A 19,071-nucleotide genomic window follows, 5' to 3' on the forward strand; every position below is an offset into this window, starting at 1 on the left:
ATTCGAATATACTAGAAATATGGAAATGAAAACCGCAGCGAGAGCGCTCACCGCCATCGGCAACGAGTCGCGCCTTCTGGTCTATCGCATGCTTATCGAAGCCGGTCCGGCAGGGTTGGCTGCCGGCAAGCTGGCCGAGTTGGCAGGCATGCCGCCATCGTCCCTGTCTTTTCACCTCAAAGAACTGGTTCACGCAGATCTGTTGGAGTCGCGGCAGGAAGGCCGTTTTGTCATATACGCCGCGAAGTATCAGACCATGACTGACTTGATCGGATTCCTGACTGACAACTGTTGTGGCGGCAACCCGTGCATGCCGGTTGCAGAGCAGTGTTGCAATACCCAGAGCGCTCCCCGGGCTTGACCCACGGCTGAAGCGCTGTCAAACCTCATGATCCTTGCCTTCGCCATCTTTGTCGCCACGCTTGTCCTGGTCATCTGGCAGCCTCGCGGCTTGGGCATCGGCTGGAGCGCACTGGGTGGGGCCATCGTTGCCCTGCTGTCCGGCGTCATTCAGCTGTCCGATATCCCTGTCGTCTGGGACATCGTCTGGAACGCCACCGCGACCTTCATTGCCGTCATCATCATCAGCCTGCTGCTTGACGAAGCCGGTTTCTTTGAATGGGCAGCCCTGCACGTGGCGCGGTGGGGGAAGGGCAGGGGACCCGCGCTGTTCGCACTGATCGTGTTATTGGGGGCCGCCGTCAGTGCCCTGTTTGCTAATGACGGCGCGGCGCTGATCCTGACACCGATCGTGATCGCCATGCTGTCAGCGCTCGGCTTCTCGGCCGCTGCCACGCTGGCCTTCGTGATGGCAGCAGGATTCATTGCCGACACAGCCAGCCTGCCGTTGGTCGTATCCAACCTGGTCAACATCGTGTCGGCCGACTTCTTTGGGATTGGGTTCAACCGGTATGCATCGGTCATGGCGCCGGTCAACGTCGTCTCTGTTCTGGCGACATTGCTTGTGTTGTTTCTCTACTTCCGGTCGTCGATCCCGGCACGATACGACGCCACGCAACTGGCGGCCCCTTCAAAGGCCATTCGTGATCGTGCGACCTTTCGCGCCGGCTGGGGCGTGCTGGGACTGCTGTTGGTCGGCTTCTTTGGCCTGGAGCCATTGGGTGTGCCGGTCAGTGCGGTGGCCTCGGTCGGGGCGGCCATTCTTCTTGCCGTTGCGGCGCGTGGGCATGTGATCGATACAGCCAAGGTCCTGCGCGGTGCACCGTGGCAGATCGTGATCTTTTCGCTTGGGATGTACCTGGTCGTGTATGGCCTGCGCAATGCGGGCCTGACCGATGCGCTGGCGCAAACACTTTCCTGGCTTGCCGGACAGGGGTTGTGGATGGCAACGGTCGGTACTGGCGTCATTGCCGCAGTGCTGTCTTCGATCATGAACAACATGCCGACGGTGTTGATCGGGGCGCTGTCCATCGACGCAAGTCAGGCGAGTGGGGTGATCAAGGAAGCCATGGTCTACGCCAATGTGATTGGCAGCGATCTGGGTCCGAAAATCACGCCGATCGGCAGTCTGGCGACGCTGCTTTGGCTGCACGTGCTGGCGCGCAAGCAGATCCGCATCAGTTGGGCGTACTACTTCAGGGTGGGGGTGGTGCTGACCGTTCCGGTTTTGCTGATGACGCTTGCGGCTCTGGCCGCGCGCCTGTCGCTGTAGTCGGTCTGGGGTCGCGCGGCCCGAGGCGATGTGGCGCCTGGCTAACTGCCGTCAGTTCACATCTGATCACACTTCGTATACGGTTTCTTGTTGTTCCAACAACACGACCAAGGATCTGTGAGAGTTAGTGAACCTCCTGAAACAGGCAACCAATAAGCTTGTGCCCAAGAATGAATGGGGCGATATGCAGATCAGTTATCGAGGGTATTGGCTTGCGGTCACCGACTGCAGTCAGGTGCGGGATGGGTGGACTGCACGGGTAGAAGCCGGCCTGGATGGAGGTCTTGCGCTGTTGCAATCGGAGGCGCGCAAGACCTACGACACCGAGTTTGAGGCGTTCACGCATTCGGTCAGAGACATGAAGCGCCAAATTTCCGCGTTGTCGGCCGGGCCTGGCAATGGTGCGCCGCGCACAACAAGTTGTTTTGCCATCAACCAGGCGCCCCGTGCGCATCCCGCTTCGGCCGGCGCGCCTGCCGCGACACTGGCCGCGCTGATGCACGCGTGTTCGCTGCGGGGCGCCCCGAGATCCGCCGTACATCGTCCCTGGGCGGAAGCCGCTGCGGCCCAGTCTGTCCACACAGGCGTCGCGTTGCCAGCGTAGGCGGACGTTTGAATCCGCACGTGAATACTGTATATCCATACAGTTCCGGGTTATGCTTCAGCACTTGCTCATCACTTACCAGTCGCCCTAAGCCTCCATGCGGACCCTGCACCGAAATTGCCCGATTGATGTCAGCGCATTCCCGAGCGCATCCGGGTGGACCGCGTCTGCAACGTTTGTTGGCGATGGCAAGGCATCGGTCACGGTGGTGTGCAGGAAGGAGACCGAGCTGAGTGCCAACATGGCGGCATTGGCCGAGGCCAGGCGCATGATCGACGGCGTCACGGAGTAGGTTGCAGCGCTGATGCCGTTCAGTTCATAGGTGAGTTACGGCGGGTCGGCCGTCGGTGCCACGATCGAGCACCAACCAGTCGGGCCGTCAGACTCAGCGCATTTGCGACCACATCGTTGGATCGCTTCAGCAGCTCTCCAACGGACCGCCTTGGCTTGTCGATCACTGTGCGTCGTGCCTTCGATATTTGCAGTCCATCGGCAAATACGTCCAGCCCGTCGTTATCCGGGTCCACGTAGTGAATGTGGCCGTCACTGTCTGACAATGCCCAGGGCGGTTCGATGCCGCGCTTGTCGTCGTTGCGTGGGTACATGGACCGAACGCCCACCATCGTTCCTTCTACGGTTCCTTGCGCCAAATCGATTCGTACTTGCTGGCCGACATAGCAGGGCCATCGGTCGTATAGCCGTGTCGGCATCACGTGTCTCCTCCTTGAAGCAACCATCCTTGCATGAGGAAACTCGACAGTAATGTTTCGGGGGGTAATCCATTTCTCAAGATCGCACGCCGGACAGCGGGCACAACGAGCTTTCGGCTCATCTTGCACTGGGAAAACAGCGTGCCGGCTATACCCAAATCGTTCCCGCCAAGCGCGTTTGATTAGTGCCGTCCAATATGCCAAGCTGCCTCTTTTCTCAGGAGAGCGCGATGCATACCTTAGTGACCGAAGGCCAGGCGAAGCGGCTCGTTGAAGAGGCGCGGATCGCGAATCAGCTCCGTCTTCAGTACCCCGAGATGATCGACCGGTTCGCCAAAGAAGACTGGGTCAAGGCCCAAGCCGCATGCGGGCTGTATTACGTCAGGACGGGCGAAGGCGGCCTGGCGGCGACGGCCTTTGCCGTGTCCGCCACGACGCGTTTCGCGGTGCGTCGCACCGACGCGGGCATCATTGGCGCGATCGTGTTCGAGGTGAAACGACCGGCAAGCGCCATGCATCGCGAGTGCCTGCACAAGGTGCTCGAGATCCAGTACCAGGCCACGCCAAAGTTCAGGTTCATCGCCGGCGATGTTGGCGAGTTCTTCACGGTGGGCCGCGAGGGCGCCGACGTGCAACCTGACGCTTTTGCCAAGATGGTGGGCGAGCATATCCTGCTCGCCCTGAGCCGCGAAGCGTTGTAGGCGCTTCCGGCGCTGTGTAGCGCTGTGGTTGCCTCCAGCGCCGTGAAGCGCTGGAGTCTTCTTTGAGGGGCGGCGTGGTTGTCCGCCCCCTTATGGAACAAGCGACGCATCCACCGCGATCGCAATCTTCCCTTGCAGCCCGTTGTCGGGACTTTCCAGTCGCGCATGCGCACGCGGAATGTCGGCCAGCGAATACACGGCGCCAATGTGCGGCCGCAGTTGGCCCCGCTCGACCAGTGCGCTCAACTCGTCCAGCTTGCCACGGTTCTGCCGCGTAAAGACAAAGTGGTAGCTCGCGTTCTTGCCCCAGGCCTGAATCAGGTTTTGCGGCTGGGCGGTGTCCACGATTGACACTACGCGACCCAATTGAGCCAGGGCATCGGCGCTGCGCGAGAGGGTGGTGCCGCCGATGGTGTCGAACACCACGTCCACGCCACGGCCCCCGGTTTCCCGCATGATGACGTCCACATAATCCTCTGTCGTGTAGTCGATCACCACGTCGGCGCCAAAGCTCCGCGCGAAGTCAAAGTTGGACTCACGCACGGTGGTGAACACCCTCGCGCCCATGGCCTTGGCGACCTGGATTGCCACGTGGCCGACGCCGCCGGCGCCGCCGTGGATCAGGATGGTTTCGCCGACCCTGAGGGCTGCCCGCACCACCAAGGCTTCCCAGACCGTGCCGCCGACCAAGGTCAGGCTGGCGGCCTCAAGGTGGCTGAGCCTGGCCGGCTTCTTGGCAATGATGCTGTCGGCGGCTACGTGGTACTCCGCATAGCTGCCGGGGCCGTTGAAGATCTGCGGGGTGTACCAGACTTCGTCGCCGGGAACGAAGTTCGTGACGCCCGGGCCGACGGCTTCGACCACGCCTGACACATCGTGGCCGGTAATGGCGGGCAGGGGGACCAGGTCCGCGTAGTCGCCGCGCCGGACCTGGTAGTCCAACGGGTTGATGGACGTCGCGTACACCCGAACCAGCACCTGTCCCGCGTGCGGCACGGGCTTGGGGACGTCATTCAGTTTGAAGGATTCCGGACCGCCAAAGGCGGTGAGTTGCATGGCTTTCATGATGATTCCTTGTATCGATAAAAAGGGATATCGAAATAACTAGATATAACGGGATAAAAAAACACCGGGGGAAAAACTTCAGAGCTCTTTTCCGATGACTTTGGCAAGGGCGCTGATCGTGGCTTCGTTCCGCTTGTAATAGGTCCACTGACCGATACGCCGGACTTCAACCAGGCCCACCCGTTGCAGGGTGGCCAGATAGCTGGACACGGTCGACTGCGACAGCCCGATCCCTTCCTGGATGCTGCTGACGCAGACGCCGACCGTGTGCACGTCACCTTCGTCCTGCGGGGGAAAGTTCTTGGCAGGATCTTTCAAGCCTTGCAGGATTTGAAGGCGTGTCGGGTTGGAAAGGGCTTTGAAGATGTCGATCAGGTCCATGCAGTCATCATATCTAGATTATTCGATATGTCAATGCATTCGTTCAGGCGCCCGGCGTCAGCAGGGACCTGCAGCCTTATCAGTCCTGCGCGCTGCCGTTCGAATTCCCATCCGCATATTCCGCCGCGCCTTGCACCGCCGGCTCATCGTAACTTTGCGGTCGGGGTGCATGCTCCACGAGCTTGCGCAGGGTCGATGCGGCCGCCGCCAATTCGTCCGCTTCCCGCAGCGCGTCGTGCGCCAGTGTGCTTGACGTGCCGTCGTCGGCCTCCGCCAGCCGCCGCAAGATCGACTCCTTTTCCTGCAGCGATCGCAGGCTGGTCCATAGCGCCTGATCCGTTACCTGTTCCTGCGTGTAGGCCAGCGTTCGCAGGCTGAAGGCATGGCCGGTGTGACAGCGATAGCGGACCGGCGTTTGTCGTGCAGTTCGAACAGGACGCCGCCACAATCCGGGCAGGTGAAGGTAGACGGTGCGCCGATCGCTTTGAGTTTTTTCAAGGTAGGGGCTTCCATACCTATCGAATGCTCGTCATGGATGCGTTGCCGTACCTCTGCAAGGCCGGCTTCATCGACTGAAGGAATCGGTTGCTGGGCAAGGCGGTGCAGCAGGTCGGCCATGACTTCCAGGGGCACGATGTGGTCCACATCGACGTTGGCGATCGCGCTCTCCGGCATGCTTGGCGCATAGGCGTCCGACGGATCCTGAACGACGGCGGTGCCGCCGAGTTGTTTGATCGCGCGCAGGCCGGAGGTGGCGTCGTCGAGCAGGCCGGTAAGGACGACGCCAATGACGCGTGGCCCGTAGACCAGGGCGGCGGAACGGAAGAGGGGGTCGATCGCTGGACGGGCATGATGTTCCTTTGCTGCCGCGGATAGCCGGATGACGCCTTGTTCATCCAGGATCATGTGCCGGTCGGGCGGCGCGACATAAATGGTGCCAGGAAGCGGCACCATGCCGTCGACCGCAGGCAGCGCATGGTTCGTGCCCTTGGAGTTGATCAGTTGGGCCAGGCGGCTGCGGTGGGCGCCGATGTGCTGCACGCACAGGATCGGCGCCGGAAAGTCAGGCGCCAGCTGTGCCGCGATCTTCAGAATGGCATCTACGCCGCCGGCAGACGCGCCAATTACGATGCATCGAGGGGAAGGGGTCATTGTCACTCGTCACTAGGTAGTACCTGACGAGGTAAGCAATTTTTGCGCCGGGCGGGCTGGACGGGTCGCGTTTTTCCGAGCCAGGCGCGTGCGAGGCGGCTGGCAGGCTCATGCGTGATGGGGTCGGAGGGTATCGGGGCGAGGGGACTCGCGTCCTGGATTGCCGGCTGGCAAGGTAATGTTGACTCTGCTTTGGCGAAAGACCTGGCAATCGCTGCGCGACGCCGGCGCCGGACGAAAAAAAAGGAAGCTGCGGACAGCTTCCTTTTTCTTACTGAATGTGGAGCGGGAGACGAGGCTCGAACTCGCGACCTCAACCTTGGCAAGGTTGCGCTCTACCAACTGAGCTACTCCCGCTTGGGTACTTCTGTACTGCTAGACGCTTACTGCAAAACTGGAGCGGGAGACGAGGCTCGAACTCGCGACCTCAACCTTGGCAAGGTTGCGCTCTACCAACTGAGCTACTCCCGCTTGGGATACTGCAAGACTACGTACTCCATGACTACGTACTGCAAAACTACGACTGCACACTGCTTCAACGACCGCTTTCTTCCACTGCTGCTTGCGCTGCAGTTTTGTGCGCGTCGTTGCGAGAACAAGACTATAGCAAATCGAAATTATGCGTGTCAAACGCATGACGATCATTTGCCAACACTCACTGCCTCCCACGGTCACTCTCACGTGCCGAGAAAATTGCTTGCACCTTGCGTTGGACGTGGTGGCGGGTCTCCCGGACACTGCGGAATGAACAACCATTCTCAAGGCACGGCATGAAACGAAGGAAAGCGGATGTGGTGGTGGTTGGCGCGGGAACGGCCGGCATGTCTGCGTTCCGCGCGGCCCGGGAAGAGGGCGCCAATGTCATTCTGGTCGAAAGCGGGCCTTACGGAACCACCTGCGCACGCGTCGGCTGCATGCCTTCCAAGCTGCTGATTGCGGCGGCTGACGCGGCGGACGCTGCGCACCGTGCCGATGCGTTTGGCGTGCGGACAGGAAAGGTCAAGGTCGACGGCGTGGCGGTCATGAACCGGGTGCGCAAGGAACGGGACCGTTTTGTGTCGCTGGCGGTGGAAGAGGTCGACAAGATTCCGGCGTCCCGCAAGGTGCATGGACACGCGCGATTCGTGTCGCACGACACGCTGAGCATCGATGGCCACACCGAGATCCAGGCGCGTGCCGTGGTGCTGGCTACCGGGTCGTCCTCCATCATTCCCGATGACTTCAAGGCACTGGGCGATCGCGCGGTCACCAATGACGATGTGTTCGATTGGACCGACTTGCCCGGCAGCGTGGCCGTCTTTGGCACCGGGGTGATCGGCCTGGAGCTGGGGCAGGCCCTGCACCGTCTGGGCGTGCGCGTGCGCATGTTCGGGGAGGGCGGAAAGATCGGACCGTTGACGGACGACGCCGTGATTACCGAAGCATGTTCGATATTCGGCCAGGCCTTTGCGCTGGACACCGATGCCAAGGTGCTGGAAAAGACCCGCAAGGGCGATTCGGTGGACATCACCTTCAAAAAGCCGAACGGCAGGAAGACGACCGAGAACTTCGACTTCGTGCTGGTGGCCATCGGGCGTTCGCAAAACGTGAAGCAACTGGGTCTGGAGATGACGTCAGCCAGGCTGGGCGACAAGGGCATCCCGTCGTACAACCGCCGCACCATGCAGGTCGGCAAGCTTCCGATATTCGTTGCGGGTGACAACGATTCGGATCCGCCGGTGCTGCACGAAGCGATTGACGAGGGCCGTATCGCCGGCGTCAATGCTGCGCGATTCCCGGCGGTAAAGCCGGGATTGCGGCGGGCGCCGCTGGCGATCGTATTCAGCGACCCGGCGCTGTTGATGGTGGGCGAGCGTTTCTCGGACGTGGATGAGAAGGCGGTCGTGATTGGCGAGATCTCGTTCAAGGACCAGGGCCGCAGCCGCGTCATGCTCAAGAATGAAGGTCTGCTGCGGGTGTATGCGGATCGCAAGACGGGACGGTTCCTGGGCGCAGAAGGCGTGTGCCCGGCGGCCGAACATGTCGCGCATCTGCTGTCGTGGGCTGTGCAGCAGAAGTTGACGGTGGCAACCATTCTGCAGATGCCGGTGTACCACCCGGTGATTGAAGAAGGCGTGCGCGATGCGTTTCGCGATGCCGAGGAAAAACTGAAGGGCTGAGTCGGCTTCACCCCCGACCGTCACGGAACCGTCATCTGACCGTCTTAGACTCTGCGCCTGCTCATCAGGCCGCCGTGCTGGCGTCGTTGTCACCAACGACTGCCGCGACGCATGGCGCGCCGGGGAGCTTTCCCAAGCCGATATCTTCGCCCTTTGACTGTTCGCCTGACTGCTGCCCCAATGCCCGTTCCCACTCCCACCGGCGCCGCCGTATCGATTGCCGGCCTGGTGCAGCGTTTCGCTTCCCATACCGTCCTTGACCGGGTCGATCTTGACGTGCCGGCGGGCCACGTGCTCGCCTTGCTTGGGCCGTCGGGCTGCGGCAAGACGACGCTGCTGAAACTGCTGGCGGGCCTGATGCGGCCGACCGAAGGCCGCATTGCCATCGGTGGCCAGACCGTTGTCGATGCCAACCATTTCCTGCCGCCGGAAAAACGGGGCCTGGGCATGGTGTTCCAGGACTACGCGCTGTGGCCCCATATGACGGTGGGCCGCAACGTTGCGTTCCCGCTGGAGATGCGCGGCGTGAGCCGCCGCGAAGCCACTACCCGGGTGGCCCATGCGCTGGACCTGGTCGGCCTGGGGGGCTACGACGCACGGCAACCCGGAAGCCTGTCGGGCGGTCAGCAGCAGCGGGTAGCCCTGGCCCGCGCGATCGTTGCGCGGCCGCACTTGCTGCTGTTCGACGAACCGCTGTCCAACCTGGATCGCGATCTGCGCGAGTCGTTATGCGGCGAGATCGGCGCGTTGTTGCGCGAGCTGGGCACCACTGCCGTCTATGTCACGCATGACCATGAAGAAGCGTTTACCTTGGCCGATACGGTCGCGGTGATGCGAGGGGGACGCATCCACCAGATGGCGTCGCCCGACGCCTTGATGAACGACCCGGCCTCGCTGGCCGTGGCCGAGTTCCTGAAGCTCGGCGCCGTTGCGGCGGGTGAGCGGACCCCGAACGGATGGCGGCTGGGCCATGGCATCGAATTGCTATCGCCGCCGGGCATAGGATGGCATGAACAGGCATCCCCATCCGCGCACCCAGCGCAGCACGCCCCCGGCCGCGGCCATCTCTTCATCCCCCATTCCGCGCTGCGCCCGGCCGACGCCGCGCCGCTACGCGGCACCGTCATGTCGCAGCGCTACCGCAGTGGCCATTACGCCACCACGGTGCGCGTGGGCCCCGAAGCCGGCGGCATCGAACTCGCTTTGTTGACCCACGCCCGCTTGCCGCTGCACGCGCCCATCGGGCTGGAACTGGACTGGACGCGCCTGCGCTGGTTCCCCCTGGCCGCCTAGGGCCGCACCGCCTTCCCGAAATCATTAGCCCTCTTTCCTCTGGATCACCCATGCAAATCCGCAACTCCGTGCTTGGCCTGTGCCTGACCCTGGGCGCCGTCGTAGCCAGCCCTGCCGCCAACGCGCTGACCGTCTATACCGCCGGCCCGGCCGGGCTCGCCAAGCAACTGGCGGATGACTTCAAGAAATCCACTGGCATTACCGTGGATGTGTTCCAGGCCGACACCGGCAAGGTCATGGCGCGGCTGGAAGCCGAGGCCGGCAACCCGCGTGCGGACATCGTGATCTCGGCTTCGTGGGACAGCGCGCTGGACCTGGACAAGCGCGGCTGGCTGCTGCCGTACGTGAGCCCTAATGCAGCGACGGTGCCTGCCGCCTACAAGGGACCGAGCTACGTCGCGCAGGGGCTGTCGGCGCTCGCCATTGTCTGGAACACACAAAGCGGCACGCCGCGTCCGAAAGACTGGAACGACCTGACGCAACCCGCGTTCAAGGACAAGGTCAACATGCCCGACCCGGCGCAGTCGGGCACGGCGCTGGAACTGCTGTCGGGTCTGCAGGCCGCTCAAAACGACACCGCCTGGAAACTCTTCAGTGCACTGAAGGCCAATGGCATGGCGATTGCCGGCCCGAACGCGCAGGCCATGAACCCGGTGCTGCAGGGGGCCAAGGCGGCGGTGTTTGGCGCAGTGGATTACGTGGCGCTGGGCAGCCAGGCGTCGGGTGAGGCCATTGAAGTCATCTTCCCGAGCAGCGGCACGGTGATCGCCGCCCGCCCCATGATGATCCTGAAATCCAGCAAGGCGGCGGCCGACGCCAAACGGTTCATCGACTTCGTGCTGTCGAACGAAGGCCAGGCGCGCGTCGCCGCCACCTTCCTGGTTCCGGCCCGTACCGACGTGCCGTCGCGCCGTCCGAGCGTAAAGGACATCAAGGCATTGCCGGCTGAAAACGATGCCGATCGCGCGGGCCGCCAGGCGCTGCTCGAACGCTTTTCGACGCTCTATCAACGCAAGTAATGGAAGCTGCCACCCGGACGACTGCAACCCGGCCCGCGGCAACCCAGCCCAAGGCAACCCGGCCCACGGCAACCCGGACCACCGCGATCCGTGCCAGCTTCGGCCTGACGGGCGCCACCATTGCAGCGCTGGCGGTGCTGGTGGCCCTGCCGCTCGCGTTCGTCTTTCTGCAGGCCATTTTTCCTGCGTTGGCGCAGGGGCGCTTTACCGAGCCCTTCGGCCATCTTGGCCGCACCCTGGGCGATCCGGCATTGCTTGAGCTGACCTTGAACACGCTCAAACTTGGCGCGTGTGTGGTGGCCTTGGCGGCGCTGATCGGCATCCCGCTCGGCACCCTGCGTGGTCTGTTCAACGTGCCGTTTGCGCGGGTGTGGGACGTGGTGCTGCTGGTGCCATTCATGATCCCGCCCTACATTGCAGCCCTTGGCTGGATCATGTTGCTGCAGCCGCGTGGCTATGTGCAGCAACTGGTGGGCGTGCACGCGGGGCCGCTGCTGTTTTCGTTTGGCGGCGTGGTGTTCGTCATGACGCTGAACGTGCTGCCCGTCGTTTATTTTGCGGTGTCGCGGGGCATGGCGGCATCGGGCTCGCGGCTGGCCGACGTGGGCAGGGTCTGCGGCGGCGGCGCGTGGCGCTGCTTCTGGCGCATCAGCCTGCCGCTGGCCACGCCGGGTATTGCGGCCAGCCTGCTGCTGGTGTTCGCGATGGCGATCGAAGAGTACGGCACGCCCGCGGCCCTGGCGGCCAATGCCGGATTCTTTGTGTTGGTCACGGGCATCGAACGGCGTTTTTCCGAATGGCCGATCGACCTGCCGGGCGCATCGACGCTGTCCTTGATCCTGGTTGCGCTGGCCATGTTGGCCTTCATGTTTCAGCGCCGCCTGATGCGTGGGCGCACGTTCGAAACCGCCACCGGCAAGCCCATCGATGTCGAACTGCGGGCCTTGGGTCCCTGGCGTCTGCCGGTGACTGCACTGTTCGCCCTCGTTGCCCTGGTCGCCACGGTCGCGCCCTTGTGCGCCATCGTCGCCACCGCCTTCAGCCGCACCTTGTCGGGGGGGCTGGCCCTGTCCAACCTGTCGTGGGTGCACTTTCGCGCCATCGCGCAGACGGGCGGCGACGCCATGCAGGCGCTCGGCACCAGCCTGGCATTGGGGCTGGGCGCGGCACTGCTGACCGGCGTGCTGGGCCTGCTGGTGGCCTATTGCGTCGTCAAGACCCGCACGCGCGGGCGCGTGTTGCTGGACGCCCTGGCCATGCTGCCAAACACCTTGCCGGGCATTGTGGTGGGCGTTGGCCTGATCCTGGCATGGAACCAGAAGTGGTGGCCGGCCACGCCGTACAACACCTGGGGCATTCTGCTGCTGGCCTATTGCTGCCTGCTGTTGCCCTACCCGGTGCGTTACGCGCAGGCCGCGCTGCAGCAGATCGGGGACAGCCTGGAAGCCGCGGCGCGCGTGCATGGCGCGGGCGCGGTGACGGCGCTGGTCCGCATTCTGTTGCCCTTGTTGGCGCCTTCCTTGTTGGCAGCCATGTTGCTGGTGTTTGCCGTGGCGTCGCGTGAACTGGTCGCGTCCCTGCTGCTGGCGCCGACCGGCGTGCAGACCGTGTCTTTGTTCATCTGGCGGCAGTTTGAACAAGGGTCCGTGGGGCAGGGCATGGCCATGAGTGTGGTCACCGTCCTGGTGACCACGTCGCTGATGCTTACGGTCACGCTCTGGACGCAGCGGCGCGCGGCCCGATAGAGTGATGGGGATATCCCTTCAAGGTGCCCCATGAAAGCCACACCCACCCAACGCGACGACTATGTGCATTTCCTGGAAATGGAAACCCGCTGGAGCGACAACGATGGTTATGGCCATGTGAACAACGTCGTCTACTACTCGTTTTTTGATACGGCGGTGAACCGCCACATGCTCGACGCCGGCGTGCTCGACATTGCGTCATCCCCCGTGGTTGGCCTGGTGGTCGAGACGCAATGCCAGTATTACCGGTCCATCAGCTATCCCGACCGCGTCACCATCGGCCTGCGTGTGGCGCACCTGGGCACCAGCAGCGTGCGCTACGAACTGGGCGTGTTCCGCAATGATGAAGTCCAGGCATCGGCGCAGGGCCATTACGTTCACGTCTATGTGGAGCGAGCCACGCAGACTCCCACCGCCATTCCGACAGAAACGCGCGTGCTGCTGCAGACCTTGCAAAAGAGCACGCCTGCGTAAGCCGGCAAGGCACGCCCCGGCAAAGGTTCATCCAAACAGGTTACTTTGTGTACGGCAATAAAGTTCTTGTATACACGACCGCTTTGTGAAAATATCTGTTCACTGGATAGACGCGGTGGTGCCCCATGCTGGTCGAAAAGAATCGCGCGGCAAGTCTGCGCGAAACGATCGAGGAACTGATCGCCGTTGGTGAACTGTCGCCGGGCGATGCGCTGGACGAGACGGTGCTGGCGCAGCGCTTTGGCGTGTCGCGCACGCCGATCCGCGAAGCGCTGATCCAGCTGGCGTCGGCGGGTCTGGTCGACATGCGGCCCCGGCGCAGTGCGCTGGTCGCGCAGATCGGGCCGCACCGCCTGGTCGAGATGTTCGAGGTCATGGCGGAAATGGAAGCGATGTGCGCCCGGCTTGCCGCGCGCCGCATGAGCCCGTCTGAGCAGGCCGCGCTGCAGGCGGCGCATGAAGCCTGCAAGGCCTCGCGCGATGCGGGCGACACCGACGCTTACTACTACCTCAATGAAGCCTTCCACCGCGCCGTCTACCTGGGCAGTCACAACGATTTCCTGGCGGAAGAGGCCACCAAGCTGCACCGGCGGCTGGCCCCGTATCGGCGCCTGCAACTGCGGGTGCGCGACCGGATCGCCACGTCGTATGACGAACACGGCGGCCTGGTCGATGCGCTGCTGTCCGGCGATGCCGAGACCAGCGCAGAACGCGCCCGCGCCCATGTCGTCGTGCAAGGCCAGCGTTTTGCCGACCTGATGGCCTCGCTGCCCCGCAGCGCATGACGACGCCGCCGCCCCTTTCAACCCTTATCCGAGGAAGCCTGACATGAGTGCCAACGAATCCCTGGACATGTCCCGCGACAGCGAGAACGTTCGCGACGCCGTGCGGGACACCACCGGCGACACCGACAGCCGTCCATCGGCCAACCTGCCGGGGCCGGATCCTTCGCCACAGTCGATCCTGGCGCGGTGGGGCAAATGGTGGGGCAAGAAGGACAGCGCGGCCAAGGCCGACGGCGCCGCCAAGGCCGAGGCCAGTGCCCCGCCCGCGGTCGCTGCGCGGCACCTGACGCGGTGGCGCAATCTGCTGCGCCCGTGTTTCCAGGCCCGATTGACCGACGTGGCGGCCAACCGGTCGGCCTTGGCATGGCAGGAGCAATACCAGGCTGCCGACGCGGTGCACCGCCGCGCCATGATCGAAGTGCTGACCGAGATCGCCAACACGCCGCCTGCCGCACCGGGCCCGACGCCGGAAGGCGCGGCGCTGGCCAAGCTGTTGAGCGAAGGCCGCACCCGCTTCTTCAAGCGCTTGAATGCCTTGCCCGACGGATTGCGTTTCCTGCTGGGCCTGCGGGCGGACCTGCTGCACTGGCGCAAGGCCTTGCCGGGCATTGCGCCGCTGGATGCCGATCTGCAGGAATTGCTGTCGCACTGGTTCGATGTGGGCATGCTGGAACTGCAGCGCATGACGTGGGATTCGCCCGCGTCCTTGCTTGAAAAGCTGATGATCTATGAAGCGGTGCACGAGATTTCGTCGTGGACCGACCTGCGCAACCGCCTGGATTCGGATCGGCGCTGCTACGCCTTTTTCCATCCGCAGATCCCCAACGAACCGTTGATCTTCGTCGAGGTTGCGTTCTGCGCCGAGATGGCCGACAGCGTGCAAAGCATTCTGGATGAGTCGGCGCCGCTCGAAGACCTGGACAAGGCGCGGTGGGCGATTTTCTATTCGATCTCCAACACCCAGGCGGGACTGCGCGGCGTCAGCTTCGGCAACTTCCTGCTCAAGCGGGTGATTGACGAGCTGAACCGCGATCTGCCCAAGATCAAGAAATTTGCGACGCTCTCGCCCATTCCGGGCTTTGCGGATTGGCTCAAGAAGCTGCCCGCACAACGCCTGACGGAGTTGGCGGAAAAACGCCGCAAGTCGTCCGACGTGCAGGAAGACCTTGGCGCGTTGACCGGACCGCAGGTGTTGACGCGGCTGCAGCAGAACGACGATGCCGACACGCAAAGCCTGGCGCTGAAGCTGGCGGCGCACTACCTGGTGCATGGCAACCCGGGCGGGCAGCCGGTGGACCCGGTGGCGCGTTTCCACCTGGGCAACGGCGCGCGGATCGAACGGCTGGTGTGGGGCGCCGACCTGTCCAAGAAGGGCAAGGCCCAATCCTGCTCCATGATGGTCAACTACCTGTATGACCTGGACGAATTGGATGCAAACCTCAGCAAACTCGGTTACGGTAAACCGGAGATGAGCCGCGCGATCGCCCGCCTGCTGTAACGGCAGACGCGATGGCGCAGCCTTTCGCGGCAAGGACCCACAGAGGTGCTGCCGCGGAGCACGCATGAATCCCGCATGACCACAACAGGGAAACTGGCGGCAAAGCCAGCCCGACATCCACCCGATGACATCGAGGAGACACTCATGGCACGACGCTTGACGGTAGTTGCAGTACTGGCCGGTCTGGCCTGCGCGGGGCCGGCTTTTGCTGCCGACGCCTGGCCTTCCAAACCGGTCGTGCTGATCGTTCCTTTTCCCGCCGGTGGCGGCACCGACACGTTTGCGCGGCCGCTGGCGCAGCAGTTGTCCACGCAGCTGGGCCATACCGTCGTGGTCGACAATCGTGGCGGGGCGGGGGGCACGGTGGGCGCGGCGATTGCCGCGCGCGCGGCGCCGGATGGCTACACCTTCTTCATGGGCAGCGCGCACCATGCGATCGCGCCGTCGTTCTACAAGGGGCTGAGCTATGACATCGAAAAGGACTTCATTCCGGTCACGGTCGTTGCCCAGCCGCCGCAGGTGATCGTTGCCAGTCCGGCATCGTCATTCAAGGATCTGAAAGGCATGGTGGCCTACGCGCGCAGCAACCCGGGCAAGCTGAACTTTGGTTCGGCCGGCAATGGCACGACCCACCATCTGGCGGGCGAATTGTTCAAGCTGCAATCCAAGACCGACATGGCGCACGTGCCGTACACCGGCGCCGGCCCCATGCTGCTGGCGTTGATGGGCGATCAGGTCAACCTGGCGTTCGACGGCCTGGGATCCAGCGCGCAGCACATCCGCAGCGGCAAGATCAAGGCGATCGCGGTGGCGGCGCCCCAGCGGTCGGCCGCGTTCCCCGATGTCCCGACAGCAAGCGAAGCCGGGCTGCCCGGGTATGAAGTGTCGACCTGGTACGGCATTTTTGCGCCCAAGGGCACCCCGAAAGAAGCCGTCGACCGCATGGGCGCGGAATTGCGCAAGGCGCTTGATACGCCGGAACTGAAAAAGACGTGGCTGGCCAACGGGTCCGACACGCCGCGGTATACGCAGCCGGAATTTGCGACCTATCTGCAAAGTGAAGTGCAGCGCTGGCGCAAGGTGTCGCAAGACGCCGGCGTCAAGGCGGACTGACGGCATGACGACGACCTCGTTGCAGCAGCCAGGGGAGGCGGGCGAGGCGGCGTCCGCCGCAACGGCCTTGCCTGCAGCGACGACCGAGCCTGCGGCAACGGCCCAGCCCGCAACACAAGGCCAGCCTGCCGCGCCTGCGCACGGCGATGTGCTGCTGTCACGCGACGGGGTTGTCGCCACGATCACCTTGTCCCACCCGGGAAAATTGAACGCGCTCAATATTGAAATGTGGCTGACGTTGCGGCGCATGCTCGACGATCTGTCGGATGACGACAGCCTGCGCTGCGTGCTGCTGCAGGGCGCGGACGGCAACTTTGCCGCGGGCGCCGATATCTCGGAATTTCCCGACCAGCGCGGCGATCTGGATGGCCTGCTGCATTACCACGACGCCATCCTGGCCCCGGCATTGCAGGCCGTGGCGCAATGCAAGCATCCAACGGTGGCGGCGATCCAGGGCGTCTGCGTGGGCGGCGGGCTCGAGATTGCGGCGCACTGCGACTTGCGGATTGCCGCAAGATCATCGCGCTTCGGCGTGCCGATCAATCGCCTGGGCTTCCCGATGGCGCCCGGCGAAATGCAAGGTGTGCTCGCGTTGGTGGGCCGCGCGGTCACGCTGGAACTGCTGCTGGAAGGGCGCCTGCTGGGCGCCGATGAAGCGTATTCCAAAGGCATGCTGACTCGTGTCGTCGATGACGACGCATTGCTGGAAGAGGCCCGGCGCTGCGTGGACCGGATCAGCGCCGGCGCTCCCTTGGCCGCCCGTATCAACAAGGAAACCGTGCGGCGATTGAGCCCGGAACCCGCCCCATTGACCGAGGCCGAACGGCGCGAATGTTTTGCCTACTGGAATTCGGCCGACCATGTGGAAGGCGTGGCCGCCTTCCTGGCCGGGCGCACGCCCGTGTTTACCGGGCGATGAATCGTGGGCAACGATCTGCATCGACGGACTTTGCATCGACGAACTCTGCGCCCCCATGCGACGCATCGGCATTCGCGATTCCCCATTTTCTGATGATTCTTTCACCGACTCTTTTCATAGCGACGTCTCCATGAACGGCAACCTGTACTCCCTGCTGTCCTCGGGCTTTCCCGCCGACCGACAAAGCCTGTCCATCGAAGCCCATGACGGGGTGAACTTCACGTGGCAGGACGTCGACGCCATGACGGCCCGCATCGCCAACCTGCTTGCCGCGCTCGACTTGCCCAAGGGCGCGCGCGTGGCCGCGCAGGTCGAAAAATCCCCCGAAGCGCTGATGCTCTACCTGGCCACCCTACGCGCCGGCTATGTATATCTGCCGCTCAACACGGCCTACCAGTCCAGCGAAGTGGATTACTTTTTGGGCGATGCCGAACCGTCGGTGGTCGTGTGTAGCAGCAAGAATCTGGCATGGGTCGGCGCAGCCGCGGCCAAGGCCGGCACGGGCCACGTCTTCACGCTGGATGACGATCACACCGGCTCGCTGCTGGACGCCGCGCAAACGCATGCCGACAGCTTCGACACCGTCGCGGTGACCGATGACGATCTGGCCGCGATCCTGTACACGTCAGGCACCACGGGCCGCAGCAAGGGCGCGATGCTGACGCATGACAACCTGGCCTCCAATGCCAAGGTGCTGCACGAATTCTGGGGCTGGCGCAGCGACGACGTGTTGCTGCACATGCTGCCGATCTTCCATGTGCATGGCCTGTTCGTGGCCGCGCATGGCGCGTTGCTGGCGGGCGCCAAGATGATCTGGCTGCCCAAGCTGGACGTGGCGCGCACGCTGCGCGAATTGCCACGCTGCACCGTGATGATGGGCGTGCCCACCTACTACGTGCGCCTGCTGGACGAGCCTGGCTTCAACCGCGAGGTGTGCCGCAACATGCGCCTGTTCGTGTCCGGCTCGGCGCCATTGTTGATGGAGACATTCAACGATTTCCGCGAACGCAGCGGCCACACCATCCTGGAACGGTATGGCATGAGCGAAACGGCCATGCTGGTCTCGAATCCGTACGATGCGTCGCTGGGCGAACGGATCGGCGGCACGGTGGGCATGCCGCTGCCGGGCGTCTCGGTCCGTGTCGTGAACGACGCCGACCAGGAATGCGCGGCAGGCGAGATCGGCAACATCCAGGTCAAGGGTCCGAACGTGTTCAAGGGCTACTGGCGCATGCCGGAAAAAACCGCCCAGGAATTCACGGCCGACGGCTGGTTCAAGACGGGCGACGTGGGACGCTGGGGTGGTGACGGGGCAGGGGCGGTGGTGCCCGACAACTATCTGGCAATCGTCGGCCGCAGCAAGGACCTGATCATTTCAGGCGGCTTCAATGTCTACCCTAAGGAAATCGAGACGCTGATCGACGACATGCCCGGCGTGCTGGAAAGCGCGGTGATCGGCGTGCCGCACAAGGACTTCGGCGAAGCGGTGGTTGCCGTGGTCGTGGCCAAGCCCGGCGCGGACCTGGTCGAAGCCGACATGCTGGCAGTGCTCAAGACCCGTATCGCCAACTTCAAGGTGCCCAAGCGGCTGCACGTGGTCAAGGAGCTGCCGCGCAACACCATGGGCAAGGTGCAGAAGAACGTGCTGCGCGATACCTACGGGCTTTGAGCCGCCGGCGCGGCGCGGCGCTGGACGCCGCGCCGGGCTGTGCGACAATACGCGCCGTGCGCCTGTGACGAAACAGGTAGACGTAGCGGACTTCCAGCAATGCGGAGTGCCC

Annotated in this window: 18 protein-coding genes and 2 tRNA genes; 14 read left to right on the forward strand and 6 right to left on the reverse strand. The window is 63.5% G+C overall.

Annotation, left to right across the window (positions count from 1 at the left end):
* Positions 1 to 19: 19 nt before the first annotated feature.
* From HD883_RS01575 to HD883_RS01590, 4 genes are all read left to right on the forward strand, one after another.
* Positions 20 to 361, forward strand: coding sequence for an ArsR/SmtB family transcription factor (locus HD883_RS01575; RefSeq protein ID WP_179588149.1), 342 nt, complete (start codon positions 20 to 22; stop codon positions 359 to 361).
* 27 nt (positions 362 to 388) lie between these two features.
* On the forward strand, positions 389 to 1,672 hold the full coding sequence (locus tag HD883_RS01580; RefSeq protein WP_179588148.1) for an arsenic transporter: 1,284 nt from the start codon (positions 389 to 391) through the stop codon (positions 1,670 to 1,672).
* A 127-nt stretch (positions 1,673 to 1,799) separates the two neighbouring features.
* Positions 1,800 to 2,276 carry a hypothetical protein gene (locus HD883_RS01585; RefSeq protein WP_179588147.1) on the forward strand — a complete coding sequence of 159 codons (477 nt, stop codon included), beginning with the start codon at positions 1,800 to 1,802 and terminating at the stop codon, positions 2,274 to 2,276.
* Between the two features lie 940 nt (positions 2,277 to 3,216).
* Positions 3,217 to 3,687, forward strand: coding sequence for a hypothetical protein (locus HD883_RS01590; protein ID WP_179588146.1), 471 nt, complete (start codon positions 3,217 to 3,219; stop codon positions 3,685 to 3,687).
* A 90-nt stretch (positions 3,688 to 3,777) separates the two neighbouring features.
* On the opposite strand, the gene HD883_RS01595 is transcribed toward HD883_RS01590, so the two are convergent.
* From HD883_RS01595 to HD883_RS01620, 6 genes are all read right to left on the reverse strand, one after another.
* Positions 3,778 to 4,752: a zinc-dependent alcohol dehydrogenase family protein gene (locus tag HD883_RS01595; protein ID WP_179588145.1), complete on the reverse strand. Its 975-nt coding sequence runs from the start codon at positions 4,750 to 4,752 to the stop codon at positions 3,778 to 3,780.
* Between the two features lie 78 nt (positions 4,753 to 4,830).
* Positions 4,831 to 5,133: an ArsR/SmtB family transcription factor gene (locus tag HD883_RS01600; RefSeq protein ID WP_179588144.1), complete on the reverse strand. Its 303-nt coding sequence runs from the start codon at positions 5,131 to 5,133 to the stop codon at positions 4,831 to 4,833.
* Between the two features lie 79 nt (positions 5,134 to 5,212).
* A complete protein-coding gene (locus HD883_RS01605) occupies positions 5,213 to 5,419 on the reverse strand; it encodes a hypothetical protein (protein WP_179588143.1) in 207 nt (68 codons plus the stop codon).
* A gap of 53 nt (positions 5,420 to 5,472) precedes the next feature.
* Positions 5,473 to 6,285, reverse strand: a complete 813-nt coding sequence (locus HD883_RS01610; protein ID WP_179588142.1) for a chemotaxis protein CheB — start codon at positions 6,283 to 6,285, stop codon at positions 5,473 to 5,475.
* Between the two features lie 281 nt (positions 6,286 to 6,566).
* A tRNA-Gly gene (locus HD883_RS01615) sits at positions 6,567 to 6,642 on the reverse strand.
* A gap of 38 nt (positions 6,643 to 6,680) precedes the next feature.
* A tRNA-Gly gene (locus HD883_RS01620) sits at positions 6,681 to 6,756 on the reverse strand.
* 299 nt (positions 6,757 to 7,055) lie between these two features.
* On the opposite strand from HD883_RS01620, the gene HD883_RS01625 reads away from it, so the two are divergent.
* The 10 genes from HD883_RS01625 to HD883_RS01670 all read left to right on the forward strand — a co-directional run bounded on the left by HD883_RS01625 (position 7,056) and on the right by HD883_RS01670 (position 18,959).
* Positions 7,056 to 8,444, forward strand: coding sequence for a dihydrolipoyl dehydrogenase (locus HD883_RS01625; RefSeq protein ID WP_179588141.1), 1,389 nt, complete (start codon positions 7,056 to 7,058; stop codon positions 8,442 to 8,444).
* Positions 8,445 to 8,624: 180 nt separating this feature from the next.
* The gene (locus tag HD883_RS27985) at positions 8,625 to 9,737 is read left to right on the forward strand and encodes an ABC transporter ATP-binding protein (RefSeq protein ID WP_179588140.1); all 1,113 of its coding nucleotides are present in this window, start codon (positions 8,625 to 8,627) and stop codon (positions 9,735 to 9,737) included.
* 50 nt (positions 9,738 to 9,787) lie between these two features.
* Entirely contained in the window at positions 9,788 to 10,756 is a 969-nt protein-coding gene (locus tag HD883_RS01635; protein WP_179588139.1) for an ABC transporter substrate-binding protein, read from the forward strand.
* Positions 10,756 to 12,501 carry an ABC transporter permease gene (locus HD883_RS01640; RefSeq protein ID WP_179588138.1) on the forward strand — a complete coding sequence of 582 codons (1,746 nt, stop codon included), beginning with the start codon at positions 10,756 to 10,758 and terminating at the stop codon, positions 12,499 to 12,501. Before HD883_RS01635 ends, HD883_RS01640 begins: the two co-directional genes overlap by 1 nt.
* A 30-nt stretch (positions 12,502 to 12,531) precedes the next feature.
* On the forward strand, positions 12,532 to 12,975 hold the full coding sequence (locus tag HD883_RS01645; RefSeq protein ID WP_179588137.1) for an acyl-CoA thioesterase: 444 nt from the start codon (positions 12,532 to 12,534) through the stop codon (positions 12,973 to 12,975).
* A 125-nt stretch (positions 12,976 to 13,100) separates the two neighbouring features.
* Complete coding sequence (locus tag HD883_RS01650) at positions 13,101 to 13,760, forward strand: GntR family transcriptional regulator (RefSeq protein ID WP_179588136.1); 660 nt, start codon at positions 13,101 to 13,103, stop codon at positions 13,758 to 13,760.
* Positions 13,761 to 13,827: 67 nt separating this feature from the next.
* Positions 13,828 to 15,258: a malonyl-CoA decarboxylase domain-containing protein gene (locus HD883_RS01655; protein ID WP_179588791.1), complete on the forward strand. Its 1,431-nt coding sequence runs from the start codon at positions 13,828 to 13,830 to the stop codon at positions 15,256 to 15,258.
* A 144-nt stretch (positions 15,259 to 15,402) separates the two neighbouring features.
* A complete protein-coding gene (locus HD883_RS01660; protein ID WP_179588135.1) occupies positions 15,403 to 16,371 on the forward strand; it encodes a Bug family tripartite tricarboxylate transporter substrate binding protein in 969 nt (322 codons plus the stop codon).
* Positions 16,372 to 16,375: 4 nt separating this feature from the next.
* The gene (locus tag HD883_RS01665; protein ID WP_179588134.1) at positions 16,376 to 17,290 is read left to right on the forward strand and encodes an enoyl-CoA hydratase/isomerase family protein; all 915 of its coding nucleotides are present in this window, start codon (positions 16,376 to 16,378) and stop codon (positions 17,288 to 17,290) included.
* A 130-nt stretch (positions 17,291 to 17,420) separates the two neighbouring features.
* Positions 17,421 to 18,959, forward strand: coding sequence for a malonate--CoA ligase (locus tag HD883_RS01670; protein WP_179588133.1), 1,539 nt, complete (start codon positions 17,421 to 17,423; stop codon positions 18,957 to 18,959).
* The last annotated feature ends 112 nt before the right edge of the window (positions 18,960 to 19,071 follow it).

It is taken from the genome of Pigmentiphaga litoralis, from assembly GCF_013408655.1.
GTDB lineage: Bacteria > Pseudomonadota > Gammaproteobacteria > Burkholderiales > Burkholderiaceae_B > Pigmentiphaga > Pigmentiphaga litoralis_A.